The sequence below is a fragment of the Paenibacillus sp. ACRRX genome (assembly GCF_022346885.1).
Lineage (GTDB): Bacteria > Bacillota > Bacilli > Paenibacillales > Paenibacillaceae > Paenibacillus_B.
Window position 1 is genome coordinate 1 of record NZ_JAKRNK010000014.1, and the last position, 15,983, is coordinate 15,983.

The following is a 15,983-nucleotide window of genomic DNA, read 5'->3' on the forward strand; positions in this document are numbered from 1 at the left end:
CATCAACTCCGCTCGACTTGCATGTATTAGGCACGCCGCCAGCGTTCGTCCTGAGCCAGGATCAAACTCTCCATTAAAGTGTTTGACTTGCTCATTGTATTGCTGACGAGATAATTCTCGTTATTCTTAACATTCCCGTTCAATGCGCTTCATGATCAAGATCATGTCCTTCATTCAACGTTGCTCGTTGTTCAGTTTTCAAGGAACAATGTGTGATTACTGAAGCACTGTTTCGCTTCGTTTCACCGTGTCGCTCAGCGGCGACTTAATTAATATACCATAGCCCTATATGCAGTGCAACAGGTAAAAAAATACATTTAATATTATGCGGTTGCGTTATTCGGATCCCGCCCTAACGGCCTATACCAAGAACAATAATATGTTCTACGCATTGGTCTCAACAGACATTATATATAAGTGGTTCCTTCTTATAAGAAGACCGACTCCAAGGAGTCGGTCTCATACATAAGTAGAACTTAGGCGTTGCCGCGATCACGCATATGCGGGAACAACAGTACATCACGAATGGATGGAGCGTTAGCCAACAGCATAACCAAACGGTCCACACCGATACCAAGACCACCTGTAGGCGGCATACCATATTCGAGCGCGCGGATAAAGTCGTCATCCATCTCGTGAGCTTCATCGTTACCATGCTCACGTTCTTGCAATTGTGACTCAAAGCGCTGACGCTGATCAATCGGATCATTTAACTCAGAAAATGCATTAGCATGCTCACGCGCAACGATAAACAGCTCAAAGCGATCCGTAAAGCGAGGATCTTGCTCATTTTTCTTCGCAAGTGGAGATATCTCAACTGGATGTCCGGTAACAAATGTAGGCTGAATTAACGTTTCTTCCACAAACTCTTCAAAGAACGCATTCAAAATATGCCCAAATGAGAAGTGCGGTTCAACTTTTACCTTATGTTGTTTTGCAAAGCTATGTGCTTCCTCATCCGTCATATGAACAGAGAAGTCGACCCCCGTTGCTTCCTTAACTGCATCTACCATAGACACCCGACGCCATTGTGGAGTCAGATCAACATCGTAATCCTGGTACTTGATCTTGGTCGTACCAAGTACTTCTTGCGCAATGTGTGCAATCAAGTTCTCTGTCAAACTCATGATATCCTCATAATCAGCGTAAGCTTCATATAATTCAATCATCGTAAACTCCGGATTATGACGAGTAGATATACCCTCGTTTCGATATACACGTCCGATTTCGTATACCTTCTCCATACCACCTACAATAAGGCGCTTCAAGTGCAATTCAATTGCAATGCGCATGTACAATTGCATATCAAGTGCATTATGATGCGTGATAAATGGACGTGCAGCAGCACCACCAGCAATAGCGTGCAGTGTTGGTGTTTCTACCTCCAAGAAGCCTTGTCCATCCAGATAACGACGCATCGACTGAATAATACGTGAACGCGTGATAAATGTTTGCTGCACATCAGGGCTCACAATGAGATCTACGTAACGCTGACGATAGCGGAGCTCAACGTCCTTCAGGCCGTGAAACTTGTCCGGCAGTGGATACAACGACTTAGAGAGTATTTCAAGGTCAAGGACCTTAATAGAAGTCTCACCTGTCTTGGTTTTAAATACCACGCCGCGCACACCGATAATATCCCCGATATCCAACAAATCGAACGCTGCGTATTTCTCTGTCGGTATCGTGTCTTGACGTACATATATCTGAATACGACCCGTCAGGTCTTGAATATGTGCAAAGCTTGCTTTCCCCATTCCCCGCTTAGCCATCATCCGGCCTGCAAGGCTTACTTCTACATGCTGTTCTTCTAGTTCTTCCTTCGGCATATCTGTATAGTTGTCCAATACTGCTTTAGCTGTATGTGTACGTGTATACTTTGTACCAAATGGATCAATGCCAAGCTTGCGCAATTCCTCTAATTTGTCACGGCGAATCTGCAGCAACTCGCTTAGTTCCACTTCCTGATTAACGACATCCGTCATGAAGTTCACTCCCTTATTTTTGCAAACCAATGCAATCCATTCATTGTAATTCTCAAAATAGCATAACGGAAAATAACATAACGGCTAGCTTACATCCGTTACTTGTTCGAAAACAATCGTTGACCGTCCCGTTATTAGCTTATTGTAATGAAGCACGTGAATGCGTTATTTTTCTCTTCTTAGTATAACAGAGTAGCCATATGAATGTTCAAGCTATTAAGTATGGAAAAAAAGCTCCCTTACGGAAGCTTCTTAACCATTGTTCTTTAAAATGCTTAGTTAAACCAACGCGATTTCATAAGGCTGATTAGTTACCTTTTATTTCTACAATCTTGTATTGAATAACGCCCGCTGGAACGCTCACATCAACAACAGTGCCTACACCTTTGCCAAGAATCGCTTTTCCTACTGGACTTTCATTGGAAATTTTATTTTTTAACGGATCTGACTCCGCAGTACCAACGATTGCATATTCCATTTTATCGCCATACTCCAAGTCTTCAACGATAACGGTAGATCCAATGCTTACGATATCTGTATTAATATCATCATTGTTGATGATACGAGCGTTGCGCAGCATTTTCTCCAATGTAATGACACGGCCTTCGATAAAGGCTTGCTCGTTCTTGGCGTCTTCATACTCAGAGTTCTCGCTGATATCTCCATAGCCGATAGCTACTTTAATACGTTCTGCCACTTCGCGGCGCTTTACGGATTTGAGATTATCCAGCTCTTCCTCTAATTTTTTAAGGCCGTCCTGAGTCAGAATTACTTCTTTATCGCTCATCTTACCGATTCTCCTGTCATGATCATTATTTTCGCAACGCGAACTGTCTGTTGTATATAGAAATGTAAATACGCCGGTGAATTCCGGGCAGCCGCGGCGAATACCTTATTCCATCATATGGATCTAAGCGCACATGATGACTCTCTTGAGTATGATTAGGGCCAACGTACAGCGCAGTCAACACATCAAGACCCGAGGCGATTTTTCTAATGTTGAATTATATGGGATGAATTTGTAAAAGTCAATGAGACCAAACACCCTCTATTGAAAACGCTTCAATGGACATTGTCCGATTGTGCGTCCTGCTCCGATCCAGAGGTCCCACGTACACGATCAAACTCACCAGCATTAACCTGCTCCACATAACGTTCCAGCATACGTACAACTTCATCACGATGCGTCTCTTCCATTATGGCGTCTTTGACACGTGCTGCTCCAGGAAGCCCCTTCAAATACCATGCCAAATGTTTGCGCATTTCTTTGACGGCTACATGTTCACCTTTAAGCACGATCAAACGATCCATGTGAACAACTGCGATTCGTACCTTCTCCTCTGCCGTCGGATCGGGCATCAGTTCACCGTTCGTCAAATACTGCACCGTTCGATACAACATCCACGGATTACCGAGTGCACCTCTTCCGACCATGACACCATCACAGCCTGTAGTCTCCAGCATCTTCTTTGCGTCTTCAGGCGTAAAGACATCGCCGTTACCAATAACCGGAATGTCAACCGCTTCTTTAACTTGCTTAATGTAGCTCCAGTCAGCAGTACCGGTATAGAGTTGTTCTCTTGTTCGTCCATGAACACTAACTGCTTGTCCGCCTGCCCGCTGCACAGCAAGTGCATTGTCGACAACAAAAATATGTTCATCGTCCCAACCAATTCGCATCTTAACAGTTACAGGTTTGTCAACCGCGTCAACGACTGCCGATACCATTTCGTAAATTTTGTCGGGATTTAGCAGCCACCGCGCACCTGCATCGCATTTTGTTACTTTAGGTACAGGGCAACCCATATTAATGTCAATAATATCTGCATTTGACTCTTTATCGACAATCTTCGCCGCTTCAACTAACGATTGACGGTCTCCGCCAAATATTTGCAGACTAAGCGGTTTCTCACGATCATCTACATACAGCATTTCACGTGTACGTTCATTTCCATGAACGAGCGCCTTGTCACTTACCATTTCGGCACACACCAAGCCGCAGCCGAACTCCTTTGCAATCAATCGAAACGCCGGATTACATACCCCTGCCATTGGGGCCAGCACGACTTGATTTTTCATTTCAATACCAGCGATCTTCAGCATCTCGCTCACGCTCCTTCCTCTAGTTGCCATTCTCTATGTGTTTGTGCTGTTTGTGCTCGTATTAGCTTCGCCCGTTAATTCACTAACTGATATACGAAGCACACCCGCTATACGTTCAACCATATGGTTATCCGCACTTCGGTTGCCTCTCTCCAGCTCGCCAATAACGGTGACCGATACATCCGTCTTTTCCGCCAATTGTTGTTGTGTTAATCCCCGGAGCTTGCGGAAAGCACGAATTCGTTTGCTGATTCGAATCGTCCCCACAGCCGAATTCCTTCCTTTCCTTCCAGTGTACCCAAGCGTTCCCGCACGAATGCGTGTAAGTCCTTCTCCTGTTCGAGAACAATATCCGACAAAGGTACAAGAACAAACAACCGTTCCCCCATACGAGGATGTGGCAAAATCAATCTGTCATTGTTAGATATGTGCCCGTTCATCCACAGTAGATCAAGGTCAATCGTACGTGGACCATTCCGAATATCACGAACACGTCCCAGTTGGTGTTCAATCCCTAGCATTACGTCTAAAAGTGCTAAGGGCTCCAACGTAGTAACTACACGTGCTGTCATATTCAGAAATGCGGGCTGATCCTCATAGCCAACAGGGTCCGTCTCATATACGGCAGAACACCGAGTGACACGAATATCATCACATTGATGAAGCATGCGCAGCGCTGTGCATATGGTCCGCTCCCGCTCCCCTAGGTTCGCACCTAATGCGATATAAGCTTCCTTCCATGCTGTCATGATGATTGTTCGCCTCCGTCACTAACGCGCGCGCGCGTCATTTCAATGGTAACACCTGAAAAATGAATGTCAAATGGGGGATTCGGCTTCGTTACACGAACAGTCGCCTCGTTGATAAGAGGGAACGTTGCAAGCAGTACAGTCGCGATTCGCTCTGTAAGTCTTTCCACCAGCAAATGGGATTCTTGCTCCACAATCGCCTTAACCACCTCGTGAATGAATGCGTAGTTAATAGAAAGTTCCAGATTATCGCTTACCCCGGCCTGTTGCATGTCTACTTGCAAATCAAGATCAACAAACCAATTTTGACCCAATCTCCGCTCTTCTTCAAATACCCCATGCTTACCGAAGAAAGCCATCCGCTCCAGCTTCATACGGTCAGGTTTAACAACACGTGTTGATATAGGTATTATGTCTTGATATGTAGGCAAGTCGCTCATCATGGTCACCCCTTGTTGCTATTGTATAGTCGCGAATTAATAATCAATATTACATTACATGCTGCTAGCTGTTTTCTTGGTTAGCATCGCATCACACATACGCGCAGTACGAGCATTAGACTTCACATCATGAACGCGTACAATCTGGCATCCTTGAGCTATTCCAAGTGTCGTGGTGGCTAAAGTTCCCTCTACAACATCATCAACAGGGAGCTGCAAAGCATCCCGAATGAATCGTTTACGGGACGTCCCCAGCAATACTGGATAACCAAGAGCGACCAACTCATCCAAATGATGCATCAACCGTAAATTGTCATCCCCATTTTTGGCAAACCCAATGCCTGGGTCTAACCAGATGTGACTCTCTCGCACGCCTGCAAGCTTCGCCAAGGCCACACTCTCCAACAAGTCTTGTTTTACATCCTCCACGTAGTTCACATAATTCCGTTCAGGGCGATTGTGCATCAGTACAATTGGGCATTCGAATTCAGCCGCTACACGTGCCATTTCCGCCTCCTTCTTGCATCCCCAAATATCATTAATGATATGGGCCCCTGCATGTAAGGCTTGCCGCGCTACTTCTGCTTTATAAGTATCAACAGACAAAGGAATGTGTGGAATCTCTGCATGCAGCGCTTCGATAACAGGCACAACCCGTCTAAGTTCTTCTTCCTGTCCAACTGGCGCCGAACCGGGCCTAGTAGACTCCCCACCGATATCCAGTACATGAGCACCGTCTGCTATCATCTGCTTGGCATGTTCCAGCGCATCATCAATGCGACTATATTGGCCCCCGTCAGAGAATGAGTCGGGCGTTACATTTAAAATACCCATAATTAAGGTATCACGTCCCAGCTTTAAGCTAGCGTCGTTCAAGGTATAAGTGCGTTCATAAATGGTTGGTGCCAGCACTTTAGACACACCTCCTTAATGCATCGTCTCGTTGCGTCACAAGGTGTGTACGGACGATAATAATTATGCTCAGTCTAACCAACAAGCTGTTTCACGACGGTAAGCTGCAAGCAATTGCTGCGTTATAGCTCCAATTTGGCCTGCACCTATCTTTATTTCCGTATTGGCGTCACTCCATAAGGTAGTTACAGGCACAATTTCTTGAACCGAAGTAGTCACAAATACTTCTGCTGCTTGCAGCAGCATTTCCCAACCAAAGCGGTCTTCTTTAATAGTTAGTCCTTGTGCACATGCTAGCTCGATGACACGGGCTCGAGTAATACCAGGCAGTATTCCTGTATCGATAGCTGGCGTAATAAGCGTATTGTCCACTATGGCAAATACATTACTTACAATACCTTCCGTTACATAGCCATGTTCATTCAGCATAAGCCCCTCCGCTCCAAGCTTCGCTGACGGGTAAGTCATCAGCTCCCGCTTGGCCAATATGTTGTTCATGTAGTGGCCTGATTTGTAGCGAATGATGGATTCAGGGCTATTCCTTTTAGTGGTGAGCAGTTGAAGCGGACGTCCTGTTTTATATAACTCTTCTGGAAGAGGAGGAAGTGGCTTAGTCAGAACCATGACAATCGGGTGCGCATAATTATCCGTTGGCAGGCCAAAACCCTGCTCCCCTGCACTGACAGTAAGCCTGATGTAGGCCTCATTGAGCCCGTTCGCATGCATGACGTCTCTAATATGGATAAACATCTCATCAGATTGTACACGAAGTATAATGCCTAAGTCATCACATGCATCATGCAAACGATCCAGATGATGCTCCAACAAATAAGGACGTCCGTTATAAGTCCTCATCGTCTCAAACAACGTCATTCCGTATAAAAAGCCGTGATCCCACACCGGGATCACAGCTTCCTCCGCTGACCTTAACTTGCCGTTCCAACCTATGATAGTCATGCTACTCTCCTACCTTTGCAGAAAGAAAGTTACGCAGCATCTGGTGTCCGTGGTCAGTAATGATGGATTCTGGGTGAAATTGTACGCCCTCAATGAGGAATTGTTTATGACGCAAGCCCATAATCTCGCCCTCAGCCGTCTCAGCCGTTATCTCCAGGCATTCTGGCAGCGTCTCCCGTTCTACAATTAAAGAGTGGTACCGCGTAGCGGTGAATGGAGACGGAAGCCCCCGAAAGACCGACTCACTATGGTGGTGAATCGGTGATGTTTTGCCATGCATCAATCGTGCTGCACGGATCACGTGGCCGCCGAAGGCCTGCCCAATCGCCTGATGTCCAAGACATACACCAAAGATCGGAATCCTGCCTTTGAAGTGGTCGATAACAGAGAGCGTAATCCCCGCTTCATTAGGTGTGCAAGGACCTGGTGACAGTAAAATGTGATTCGGCTTAAATTGCTCGATATCGGCAATCGTTATCGCATCATTGCGGTATACCTGAACATCCTCTCCAAGCTCCCCCAAGTACTGAACCAGATTATACGTAAACGAATCGTAATTATCGATAACTAGTATCATCCGCGATACCTCCTCGTCCTTATGGGCTTGCTCGCAGCTCATCCAACGAACGTTCGCTCATCTGGACGGCTTTCCATAACGCCTTGGCTTTACTTAGACTCTCTATATATTCACGCTCAGGATCAGAATCGATTACAATACCCGCTCCTGCCTGAATATGAGCTATTCCATCTTTCATCGTTAAAGTTCGAATAATTATATTTAATTCCATATCGCCGTTATAGTCAATCCATCCAAAAGAACCCGTATAGGGGCCGCGACGAACAGGCTCAAGCTCTTCTATGATCTCCATCGTGCGCACTTTAGGTGCGCCAGTAATCGTTCCTCCAGGAAATTTGGCTCGGATTACATCGTACGCATCTTTGCCGTCTGCCAGCTTACCACGCACATTCGAGACAAGATGCATGACATGAGAATAATATTCGATAGCCATAAGTTCATCTACAAGAACAGTTCCATATTGAGAAATACGACCCAAATCATTCCGATCAAGATCGACCAGCATAATGTGCTCAGCCCGCTCCTTCTCATTGGTACGCAGTTCTTCCGCCATGAGTGCATCTTCTTCTGGTGTACGACCTCTACGTCTCGTTCCCGCTATCGGTCTGGCCGTAACTTCACCCTGTTCTAGCTTGACCAACAGCTCAGGTGAACAAGACACAAGCTGGAAGTCAGAGAATCGCATCAAGCCCATATAAGGAGACGGATTCACGTGTCGCAGCCACTCGTACAACTGCTCTGGCGAATCTTTTACTTTACGCATTTGACGCATCGACAGATTGACCTGAAACACATCACCTTGTCCAATGTATGCTTGAATACTTCTGACTGCCTCTTTGAAATCTTCCTTCGGAAATGCAGCCGTCACACCCTCGTATGCTTCCACATCGATGGCTAGTCCCTCTTGCAGCAGTTGTTCGCGCAATTCGTGTTGGAGCACTGCAGACGCTTCTTCCGCAGCCAACATCCACTTATCCCAACTCTTTTTCATAAATGCTGCGTCCTTTACGGCTGCAGCATAGACCTCGGTTAACCCCTCTGTGCTAACGTGAGGCCAATTCGTCATCACAGCACAATACAACACATGCTCTTTATGATCAATAATCCACAGTTCATTCATTTGTAGAAATACGTAATCTGGCAATTCTAAATCATCTTTAGCTATATTAGGAAGACGTTCTATAGAACGTGCAACGTCATAGCCGAGATAACCGACGCAGCCACCAGTAAACTTAGGGGCGCCTTTGACGCGAGGGGAACGGAAAGGAGACATCCAATGCTTTATCGCCGCTAAAGGTTCCATATCCAAATGCATAAGGTGCTGGTCGCCAGTCTTTACGGTCGCAGAATTCCCTTTACCCGATAGAATCGATGCGGGCTTGAGCCCTAGGAATGTATACCTACCATCCTTGCCGCTTTCTAATACGAAGCTGTTTGGCTCCGCTTCTTTCCAAGCCTCCAGCCAGGAAGGCATACGCTGATATCGTGTGTCCATAGAATAGGACTCTATATACGGCAGCATTGTATATCCTTTATCAATCCAAGTACGCCATTGCTCCAAGGAGCAGGATTGCATAGGCGTTATCATATTCATCTGACTCACTCGTTCACCTCATTGTTGTATATGGCGCTGACTACAAGTCTGCTGTGTACGCAATCCGCCATTGAATACACCTAGTATAATAGAAAGACGAATGAGGCGAAAGCGAGACAACGAACCCCCCGCTGATCAGTTACAGGAAGCTCCTGCACCATTCAGCGGGGGGTTTATCTACAGACATGTTAATCATCAGTTGTTCAGGCTAGCATATCTGCGTCGCTTTCGAAATTAATCCTCAAAATTAAAGAGCGGTGTACTAAGATAGCGCTCGCCATTACTTGGTACGATAGCGATGACACGCTTGCCTGCCCCTAACTCCTTTGCCAATTGGAGAGCAGCATTAATCGCCGCGCCGGAAGAGATCCCGACCAGTAATCCTTCCTCCTTGGCAACACGACGTGCTGTCTCGAAAGCATCTTCATTCTCTATCGTAATGACTTGATCATATACCTCACGATTCAAAATATCAGGAATAAAGTTAGCACCAATACCTTGGATCTTGTGTGGTCCTGGTTTACCTCCGGACAAGATCGGTGAAGCGGCAGGTTCTACCGCGACAATACGAACGTCTGGGAAGTTCTGCTTTAGTACCTCACCCGCACCAGAAATCGTACCTCCAGTCCCAATTCCTGCGATAAAGCCGTCTAATTTTCCGTCCAGAGCATTAATCGCTTCAACAATTTCCGGTCCTGTCGTCTCACGGTGAATCTTAACGTTAGCCTGATTCTTGAATTGCTGCGGAATGAAGTAGCTCGGATTCTCAGCGGCAAGTTCTTCCGCCTTGCGAACTGCACCATTCATACCTTCCGAGCCTGGTGTCAGCACTAGCTCAGCACCATATGCGCGCAACAGGTTGCGGCGCTCAAGACTCATCGTTTCAGGCATTACCAATATGGCTCTATACCCCTTGGCAGCAGCTACCATGGCAAGTCCGATTCCCGTGTTGCCGCTTGTAGGCTCTACAATTGTAGCTCCCGGCTTCAAGTGACCCTCAGCTTCGGCTACTTCAATCATGCTAATGGCAATACGATCCTTAACACTTGATCCTGGATTCTGATACTCAAGCTTTACATACACCTCAGCACTGCCTTCGGGAACGATTCGATTCAAGCGGACAAGCGGTGTATCCCCAATTAATTCCGTCACGCTGTTAACGATTCTTGCCATGATTATGCCCTCCCATATGATAAAATGAATCTTATTTATTTCCGAGTAATTCAGTTGGTTTTATTACAACCTATCTTATCAACGTTATATCACGATGTCAATACACATTTTGCAAAATGTGGTACTTTAGTCGCCCAAAAAAAGCAATGATGAGAGCCTGTATCTGCTCTCGTCATTGCCTCTTCTTTGTCATCTCATTGTCATTATCGTTAATTAGGAATCAGCCTCGTGATCTAATAGCTTGGCATCGTACTTCACCCGCAGCTTCCGTTCAACTTCCGTAAGTGGATCGGCCTTAGACAGTGCTACCTCCCGCCGAGCTCGCTGTCGAACCGAGCTGCGCCCAAGCGGATCATCCTGCTTGCGTCCGCTTAACATTACGATTGCATACCCATCCGTAATCTTAACCGGCTCCGACCACTGTCCGACATCCAACTGGGCGGCGGTCATCAGCTCGTTTGCAGCTATAAATGGATCATCATCATCGATCCATCCCAAGCTCCCGCCAGCGGCGGAGCTAAAGGCATCTATTGAATATTGGCGCGCCAATTCAGAGAATGCCTCCCCCTCAGCCAGCCTATCTGACACCTTCCTCGCATTAGCCAGCGTGTCTGTTACAATATGCGACATCTCATATGCAATAGTAGACTCGAATTGATCCCTGTGTTCAGTTAAATACATATCTATCTCTTCATCTGTTACCTGAATTCCATGAATCGCTATTTTCTCTAATCGAAGATGATTGATCGCATCATCTCGAATCTGCGCCGGGTTCATACCCAACTGCTCCCGCATCGCTGTATAGTAGGCTTCCTCACTTTCATAGCCAGCCATCTGAAGACGCAGCTCCGCAGCTACTTCCTCATCCGCAACATCAATGGCTAATGCTTCTGCTTCCAGCCGTACCGCCTTCAATGTCATCATTTGATCCAGCACCAGCATGCCATACTGCCGTTGTAGCTCCCCGATCCATTCCTCTTTTGTTATCGGATTGCCACCCACAGTAGCAAGTATTGGAGGTGCTGAGGAAGGGCCGCTTTCTAGGTTAGACCTACTTCCAGAAGAATCTGCTCGAAATATAAGAATTCCTCCAAGCACAAGGACACAGGTAAACAGTATAAAGATACAACCCCATAAGCTCTTGACTACTTTGGTCATATGGCTTAATTTCCTTATCCTCATTGCTTGCTTCGCACATACAAAGCGGCTTAATGCTCAAGACATGCGACATCCAAGTCTTCAATCGGTTCTTTATGACTTACTTGTTGACTTGTTCGACGAGCTCCTGCAGCTTCTCTCTATTAAACGTATACGCTTCATTACAGAAGTGGCACATTACTTCTGCCTGTCCCTCTTCTTCAATAATAGCTTGCAGCTCTTGCTTGCCCAAGCTAATCAGTGTTTGTTCAACCCGTTCCTGTGAACACTGGCAGCGGAAGACAATCGGCATATGCTCCATGATCTGCACATCTTCTACGACCCAGCCCAACATCTCTTCCAGTTCCAACCCTTGACTCAACAGCGCTGTAATAGGTGGTAAAGCACTAAGCGACTGTTCAATCTTATCAATTTCCTCATTGCTTAGGCCTGGCAGCAATTGAATGATAAATCCGCCTGCATGGATGACTGTGTTATCTACATCAACAAGCACACCCAATCCAACAGCAGATGGCGTCTGTTCTGAGGTAGCGAAGTAATACGTAAAGTCCTCACCTAACTCCCCCGAGATGATAGGCGAGCTTCCGCGATAAGGTTCTTTCAGTCCCAAGTCCTTCGTCACGTGGATAAAGCCATCACGTCCTACTGCCCCTGCAACATCCAGCTTGCCTTGATCGTTGCTCGCCAGATGTACTTGTGGATGAGTAACATAACCTCGCACTTCACCCTTGGCATTGGCATCCGCTACGATCTGTCCAAGCGGCCCTTCGCCTTTAACCTGCACGGTAAGCTTCTCTTCCCCCTTCATCATCGCACCCATCATAGCTGCTGCCGTCACTGTCCGTCCAAGTGCTGCAGTTGCTGTGGGATAAGTCTGATGACGATGTTGAAGCTCATCTACAAGATGGGTTGTGCGTACTGCAAACACACGTACCTTGCCATTTAGCGCCGTACCGCGTACCAGCATATCCATACGTTCTTCCTGAGCAGATGTTGATTCATTGCTTGTAGTCATTCTTAATTGCCTCCTGTTGCCTGTAAAATGTTAGACGCGCTAACGTATGAAATAGTTACACCAGATTTCTCTGATAAATAATACGAAGACCTTCTAATGTAAGCAGCGGATTGGTCTCTTGCATCGTAACAGATTCGCTGCTGATCAACTCAGCAAGCCCACCTGTCCCAATAACACGGGGCTTCGTCCCGAGCTCTGACTCAATACGTCCTATAATGCCATCTACCTGACCTGCGTATCCAAAAATAATACCAGCCTGCATCGAATGTATCGTGTTGCGGCCAATGACTGACTTCGGCTTTGTCAGCTCAATGCGGGGCAGCTTGGCAGCTCTCTGGTACAACGCTTCTGTCGAAATTCCGATGCCGGGGACGATTGCGCCTCCCATATAGTTTCCCTTTGGATCGATTACATCAAACGTTGTTGCTGTTCCAAAATCCACAATAACAAGCGGCTGGCCGATACCATAGATCTCAATGGCCGCTACCGCATTTACGATGCGATCAGCCCCGACTTCACGTGGATTCTCATAACGAATATTAAGGCCCGTCTTAATGCCCGGTCCGACGATAAGGGGTTCTTTCCCCAGATAAGTATCACATAACTGCTCCATCGTTCGCATTATGGGCGGAACAACAGATGATATGATAACACCATCGATATCTTGTACCGATAGCTGCGACATGGACAATAAATTATGAATCATCACACCATATTCATCAGATGTGGCCTGACGATTCGTCGCTAAGCGCCAATGGTGAAGAAGCTTGTTCCCTCTATAAACACCAAGCACAATATTGGTATTTCCTACGTCTATGACGAGAACCACAGCTTTACCCCACTTTCTTCTCATTAAGGTCCAAACTAATGTCCAATGCATTAAAGGAATAGGTAAGTGCACCTACAGAGATAACATCAACACCAGACAAAGCTTTTTCACGAATGGTCTCCAAGGTTACACCTCCGGAAGCTTCGATTAATACATGCGGCACTTGTTCACGGATCACTTTAACCGCTTCCTGCATATTGCTCGAGCTCATATTATCCAACATAATAATATCTGCGCCCGCTTGTATAGCCTGCTGTACTTGATCCATGGATTCCGTTTCGACCTCGATTTTCATCGTATACGGTATATGCTCACGTGCGCGTGAAACGGCATCGCGTATACTGCCTGCGCCTTTAATATGATTATCTTTAATCATAACAGCATCGTACAAGCCAAACCGATGGTTGGCTCCGCCCCCGACACGAACCGCATATTTCTCCAACGCACGGTGTCCGGGAGTTGTCTTGCGTGTATCCACTAGCCGTACTGGCAGTCCCTCAATTGCCTGCACAAATAAAGCTGTCTTCGTGGCAATTCCAGACATACGCTGCATCAAGTTAAGTGCCAAGCGCTCGCCCGTTAATATACTATGTGTACTGCCTTCAACCTCAGCTAGTATCGTGCCTTTCTGTACCCGTTCACCTTCCTGCACTAAGGCATGAAAAGTCAATTGGGGGTCAACCACTTCGAACACAGCTTCTGCAACGGGAAGCCCCGCAATAATACCGTCTTCTTTAGCATGGATAATACCTTTGGATTGTTGACCCTGGGGTACAGTAAACGCTGTTGTAACATCACCTGTACCGATATCTTCCTTAAGCCATGCTGCAATCTGTTCACGCAGGGCCAGACGTTCTATATTAAACATCGTTGATTCTCTCCTCTGTAATACCGCGTTCGCGATGAATCAGGGTGTGCTTGCGCCAATGCCCATCGTCACGATCAGAAAAATCCTCCCGATAATGAGCCCCACGGCTCTCCTGCCGCCAATATGCCGATTCCGTTACAAGCAGTGCGCAGGTAAGCAAGTTCGCAAATTCATACTCTTCTCTTCTCGTCAAACGGGATTGGAAGAAGCCAAGCTGGCGCTTCAATTCATCAAGTCCTTTTATCATGCCTTCCGCGTCACGACGCAAGCCAGCATACCGGACCATTATTTTTTGCAACTTGAGGCGTCGTTCGACTACTGCCTGCATCGGTATGTCATGACGACCGGTCTGAACGGACAGCCCTTTAACTCGATTGGTTGGCTGAGATAACTGATGAATGCGCTCCACAATTCGGCGGCCAAATACAATGGCCTCGGACAATGAATTGCTGGCCAGGCGATTTGCACCATGAACACCAGTAGAAGAAGTCTCCCCGCAGGCAAACAAGCGGCCGATATTGGTCTCGCCGTTCAAGTCCGTCTTAACCCCACCCATCATATAATGAGCTGCAGGCGACACCGGAATCCAGTCACTTGTCAGATCAAGCCCATACTGCAAACAGGTCTCATATATAGTGGGAAAACGATGCTTCACCATCTCTTCAGACTCATGAGTAATGTCCAAATATACAAATGTGGACTTGGTGGCCTCCATTTCGCTAACTATTGCACGAGCCACAATATCACGCGGAGCCAGCTCCTGCTGGTGGTGATATCGTTCCATAAAGCGTTCGCCCTTAATATTGCGCAGAACAGCGCCTTCCCCTCGTACCGCCTCAGAAATCAAGAAGCGCGGTGCTCCTGGATAGCTAAGGGCAGTAGGATGGAATTGGTTGAACTCCATGTCCTGTATGTATGCACCAGCCCTGTACGCCATAGCGATGCCATCACCCGTTGCTACTTCCGGATTAGTCGTATATCGATACAATTGTCCTGTGCCGCCAGTGCATAAAATCGTTGCCTTACCCGTTATATATACGCGGTCACCGTCAGGACGCTGTACAACAGCCCCATGACATTCACAATCTTTGATAATTAAATCGATAGCAAAATGATCATCCCAAACGGTTATACTTGGAATGTTCTTTACTTTCTCAGCTAAGGCACGTACGATTTCAAAGCCTGTCGCATCGCCATGGGCATGTAAAATTCTGCGATGACTATGCGCACCTTCCTTGGTCAAGGCCAGCTCACCATTTTCAAAATCGAACTCCGTGCCCATCTTCATCAGCTCTTTAACACCGTCCGGTCCTTCATGAACCAGTACATTCACTGCCTCCGGCGAGCATAAGCCGGCGCCCGCAACCAATGTATCCTGGCGATGATAAGCAGGAGAATCATCATCTGATATAACAGCTGCAATACCACCCTGTGCATACCGAGTATTGCTGTCGAAGAGCGACTTCTTGGTAATAATGGTCACCCTGTGCTTCCGGCTAGCCTGAATCGCCGCAAATAACCCCGCAATTCCCGCCCCGATAATAATGACATCGGTCTCTTCATGCGGCAGTTCATCTAGTGAAAAATCGATCAAATACGGAGGTATCATATCCGTTCACTCCT

General features: G+C 46.8%; 16 protein-coding genes and 1 rRNA gene. All 17 read right to left on the reverse strand.

The window, feature by feature from the left end; translation table 11 throughout:
* A 16S ribosomal RNA gene (locus tag MH117_RS25425) occupies window positions 1–77 on the reverse strand; the annotation flags it as partial.
* 399 nt (window positions 78–476) lie between these two features.
* A complete protein-coding gene (gene lysS, locus MH117_RS25430) occupies window positions 477–1,985 on the reverse strand; it encodes a lysine--tRNA ligase (RefSeq protein WP_239333784.1) in 1,509 nt (502 codons plus the stop codon).
* 307 nt (window positions 1,986–2,292) lie between these two features.
* Entirely contained in the window at window positions 2,293–2,772 is a 480-nt protein-coding gene (gene greA, locus MH117_RS25435) for a transcription elongation factor GreA (RefSeq protein ID WP_028543413.1), read from the reverse strand.
* A 275-nt stretch (window positions 2,773–3,047) separates the two neighbouring features.
* Entirely contained in the window at window positions 3,048–4,088 is a 1,041-nt protein-coding gene (gene dusB, locus MH117_RS25440; RefSeq protein WP_239333786.1) for a tRNA dihydrouridine synthase DusB, read from the reverse strand.
* Window positions 4,089–4,121: 33 nt separating this feature from the next.
* The gene (locus MH117_RS25445) at window positions 4,122–4,355 is read right to left on the reverse strand and encodes a helix-turn-helix domain-containing protein (protein ID WP_239333788.1); all 234 of its coding nucleotides are present in this window, start codon (window positions 4,353–4,355) and stop codon (window positions 4,122–4,124) included.
* On the reverse strand, window positions 4,298–4,837 hold the full coding sequence (gene folK, locus MH117_RS25450) for a 2-amino-4-hydroxy-6-hydroxymethyldihydropteridine diphosphokinase (protein WP_239333790.1): 540 nt from the start codon (window positions 4,835–4,837) through the stop codon (window positions 4,298–4,300). Before folK ends, MH117_RS25445 begins: the two co-directional genes overlap by 58 nt.
* Complete coding sequence (gene folB, locus MH117_RS25455; RefSeq protein WP_239333792.1) at window positions 4,834–5,277, reverse strand: dihydroneopterin aldolase; 444 nt, start codon at window positions 5,275–5,277, stop codon at window positions 4,834–4,836. The genes folK and folB overlap by 4 nt, the downstream gene beginning before the upstream one ends.
* A gap of 54 nt (window positions 5,278–5,331) precedes the next feature.
* Window positions 5,332–6,189, reverse strand: a complete 858-nt coding sequence (gene folP / locus MH117_RS25460) for a dihydropteroate synthase (RefSeq protein WP_239333794.1) — start codon at window positions 6,187–6,189, stop codon at window positions 5,332–5,334.
* Window positions 6,190–6,258: 69 nt separating this feature from the next.
* Complete coding sequence (locus MH117_RS25465; protein WP_239333796.1) at window positions 6,259–7,146, reverse strand: aminotransferase class IV; 888 nt, start codon at window positions 7,144–7,146, stop codon at window positions 6,259–6,261.
* Window position 7,147: 1 nt separating this feature from the next.
* Window positions 7,148–7,723: an aminodeoxychorismate/anthranilate synthase component II gene (gene pabA, locus MH117_RS25470; RefSeq protein WP_239333798.1), complete on the reverse strand. Its 576-nt coding sequence runs from the start codon at window positions 7,721–7,723 to the stop codon at window positions 7,148–7,150.
* Between the two features lie 19 nt (window positions 7,724–7,742).
* A complete protein-coding gene (locus MH117_RS25475) occupies window positions 7,743–9,317 on the reverse strand; it encodes an anthranilate synthase component I family protein (protein ID WP_239333880.1) in 1,575 nt (524 codons plus the stop codon).
* A 234-nt stretch (window positions 9,318–9,551) separates the two neighbouring features.
* Window positions 9,552–10,490: a cysteine synthase A gene (gene cysK, locus MH117_RS25480; RefSeq protein ID WP_239333800.1), complete on the reverse strand. Its 939-nt coding sequence runs from the start codon at window positions 10,488–10,490 to the stop codon at window positions 9,552–9,554.
* A gap of 213 nt (window positions 10,491–10,703) precedes the next feature.
* A complete protein-coding gene (locus MH117_RS25485; RefSeq protein ID WP_239333802.1) occupies window positions 10,704–11,648 on the reverse strand; it encodes a peptidylprolyl isomerase in 945 nt (314 codons plus the stop codon).
* 100 nt (window positions 11,649–11,748) lie between these two features.
* A complete protein-coding gene (gene hslO, locus MH117_RS25490; protein WP_275444848.1) occupies window positions 11,749–12,663 on the reverse strand; it encodes an Hsp33 family molecular chaperone HslO in 915 nt (304 codons plus the stop codon).
* Between the two features lie 55 nt (window positions 12,664–12,718).
* Window positions 12,719–13,492 carry a type III pantothenate kinase gene (locus MH117_RS25495; RefSeq protein WP_239333884.1) on the reverse strand — a complete coding sequence of 258 codons (774 nt, stop codon included), beginning with the start codon at window positions 13,490–13,492 and terminating at the stop codon, window positions 12,719–12,721.
* 4 nt (window positions 13,493–13,496) lie between these two features.
* Window positions 13,497–14,360, reverse strand: coding sequence for a carboxylating nicotinate-nucleotide diphosphorylase (nadC, locus tag MH117_RS25500; protein ID WP_239333804.1), 864 nt, complete (start codon window positions 14,358–14,360; stop codon window positions 13,497–13,499).
* Window positions 14,353–15,969 carry an L-aspartate oxidase gene (gene nadB, locus MH117_RS25505; RefSeq protein WP_239333806.1) on the reverse strand — a complete coding sequence of 539 codons (1,617 nt, stop codon included), beginning with the start codon at window positions 15,967–15,969 and terminating at the stop codon, window positions 14,353–14,355. Before nadB ends, nadC begins: the two co-directional genes overlap by 8 nt.
* Window positions 15,970–15,983 lie beyond the last annotated feature (14 nt).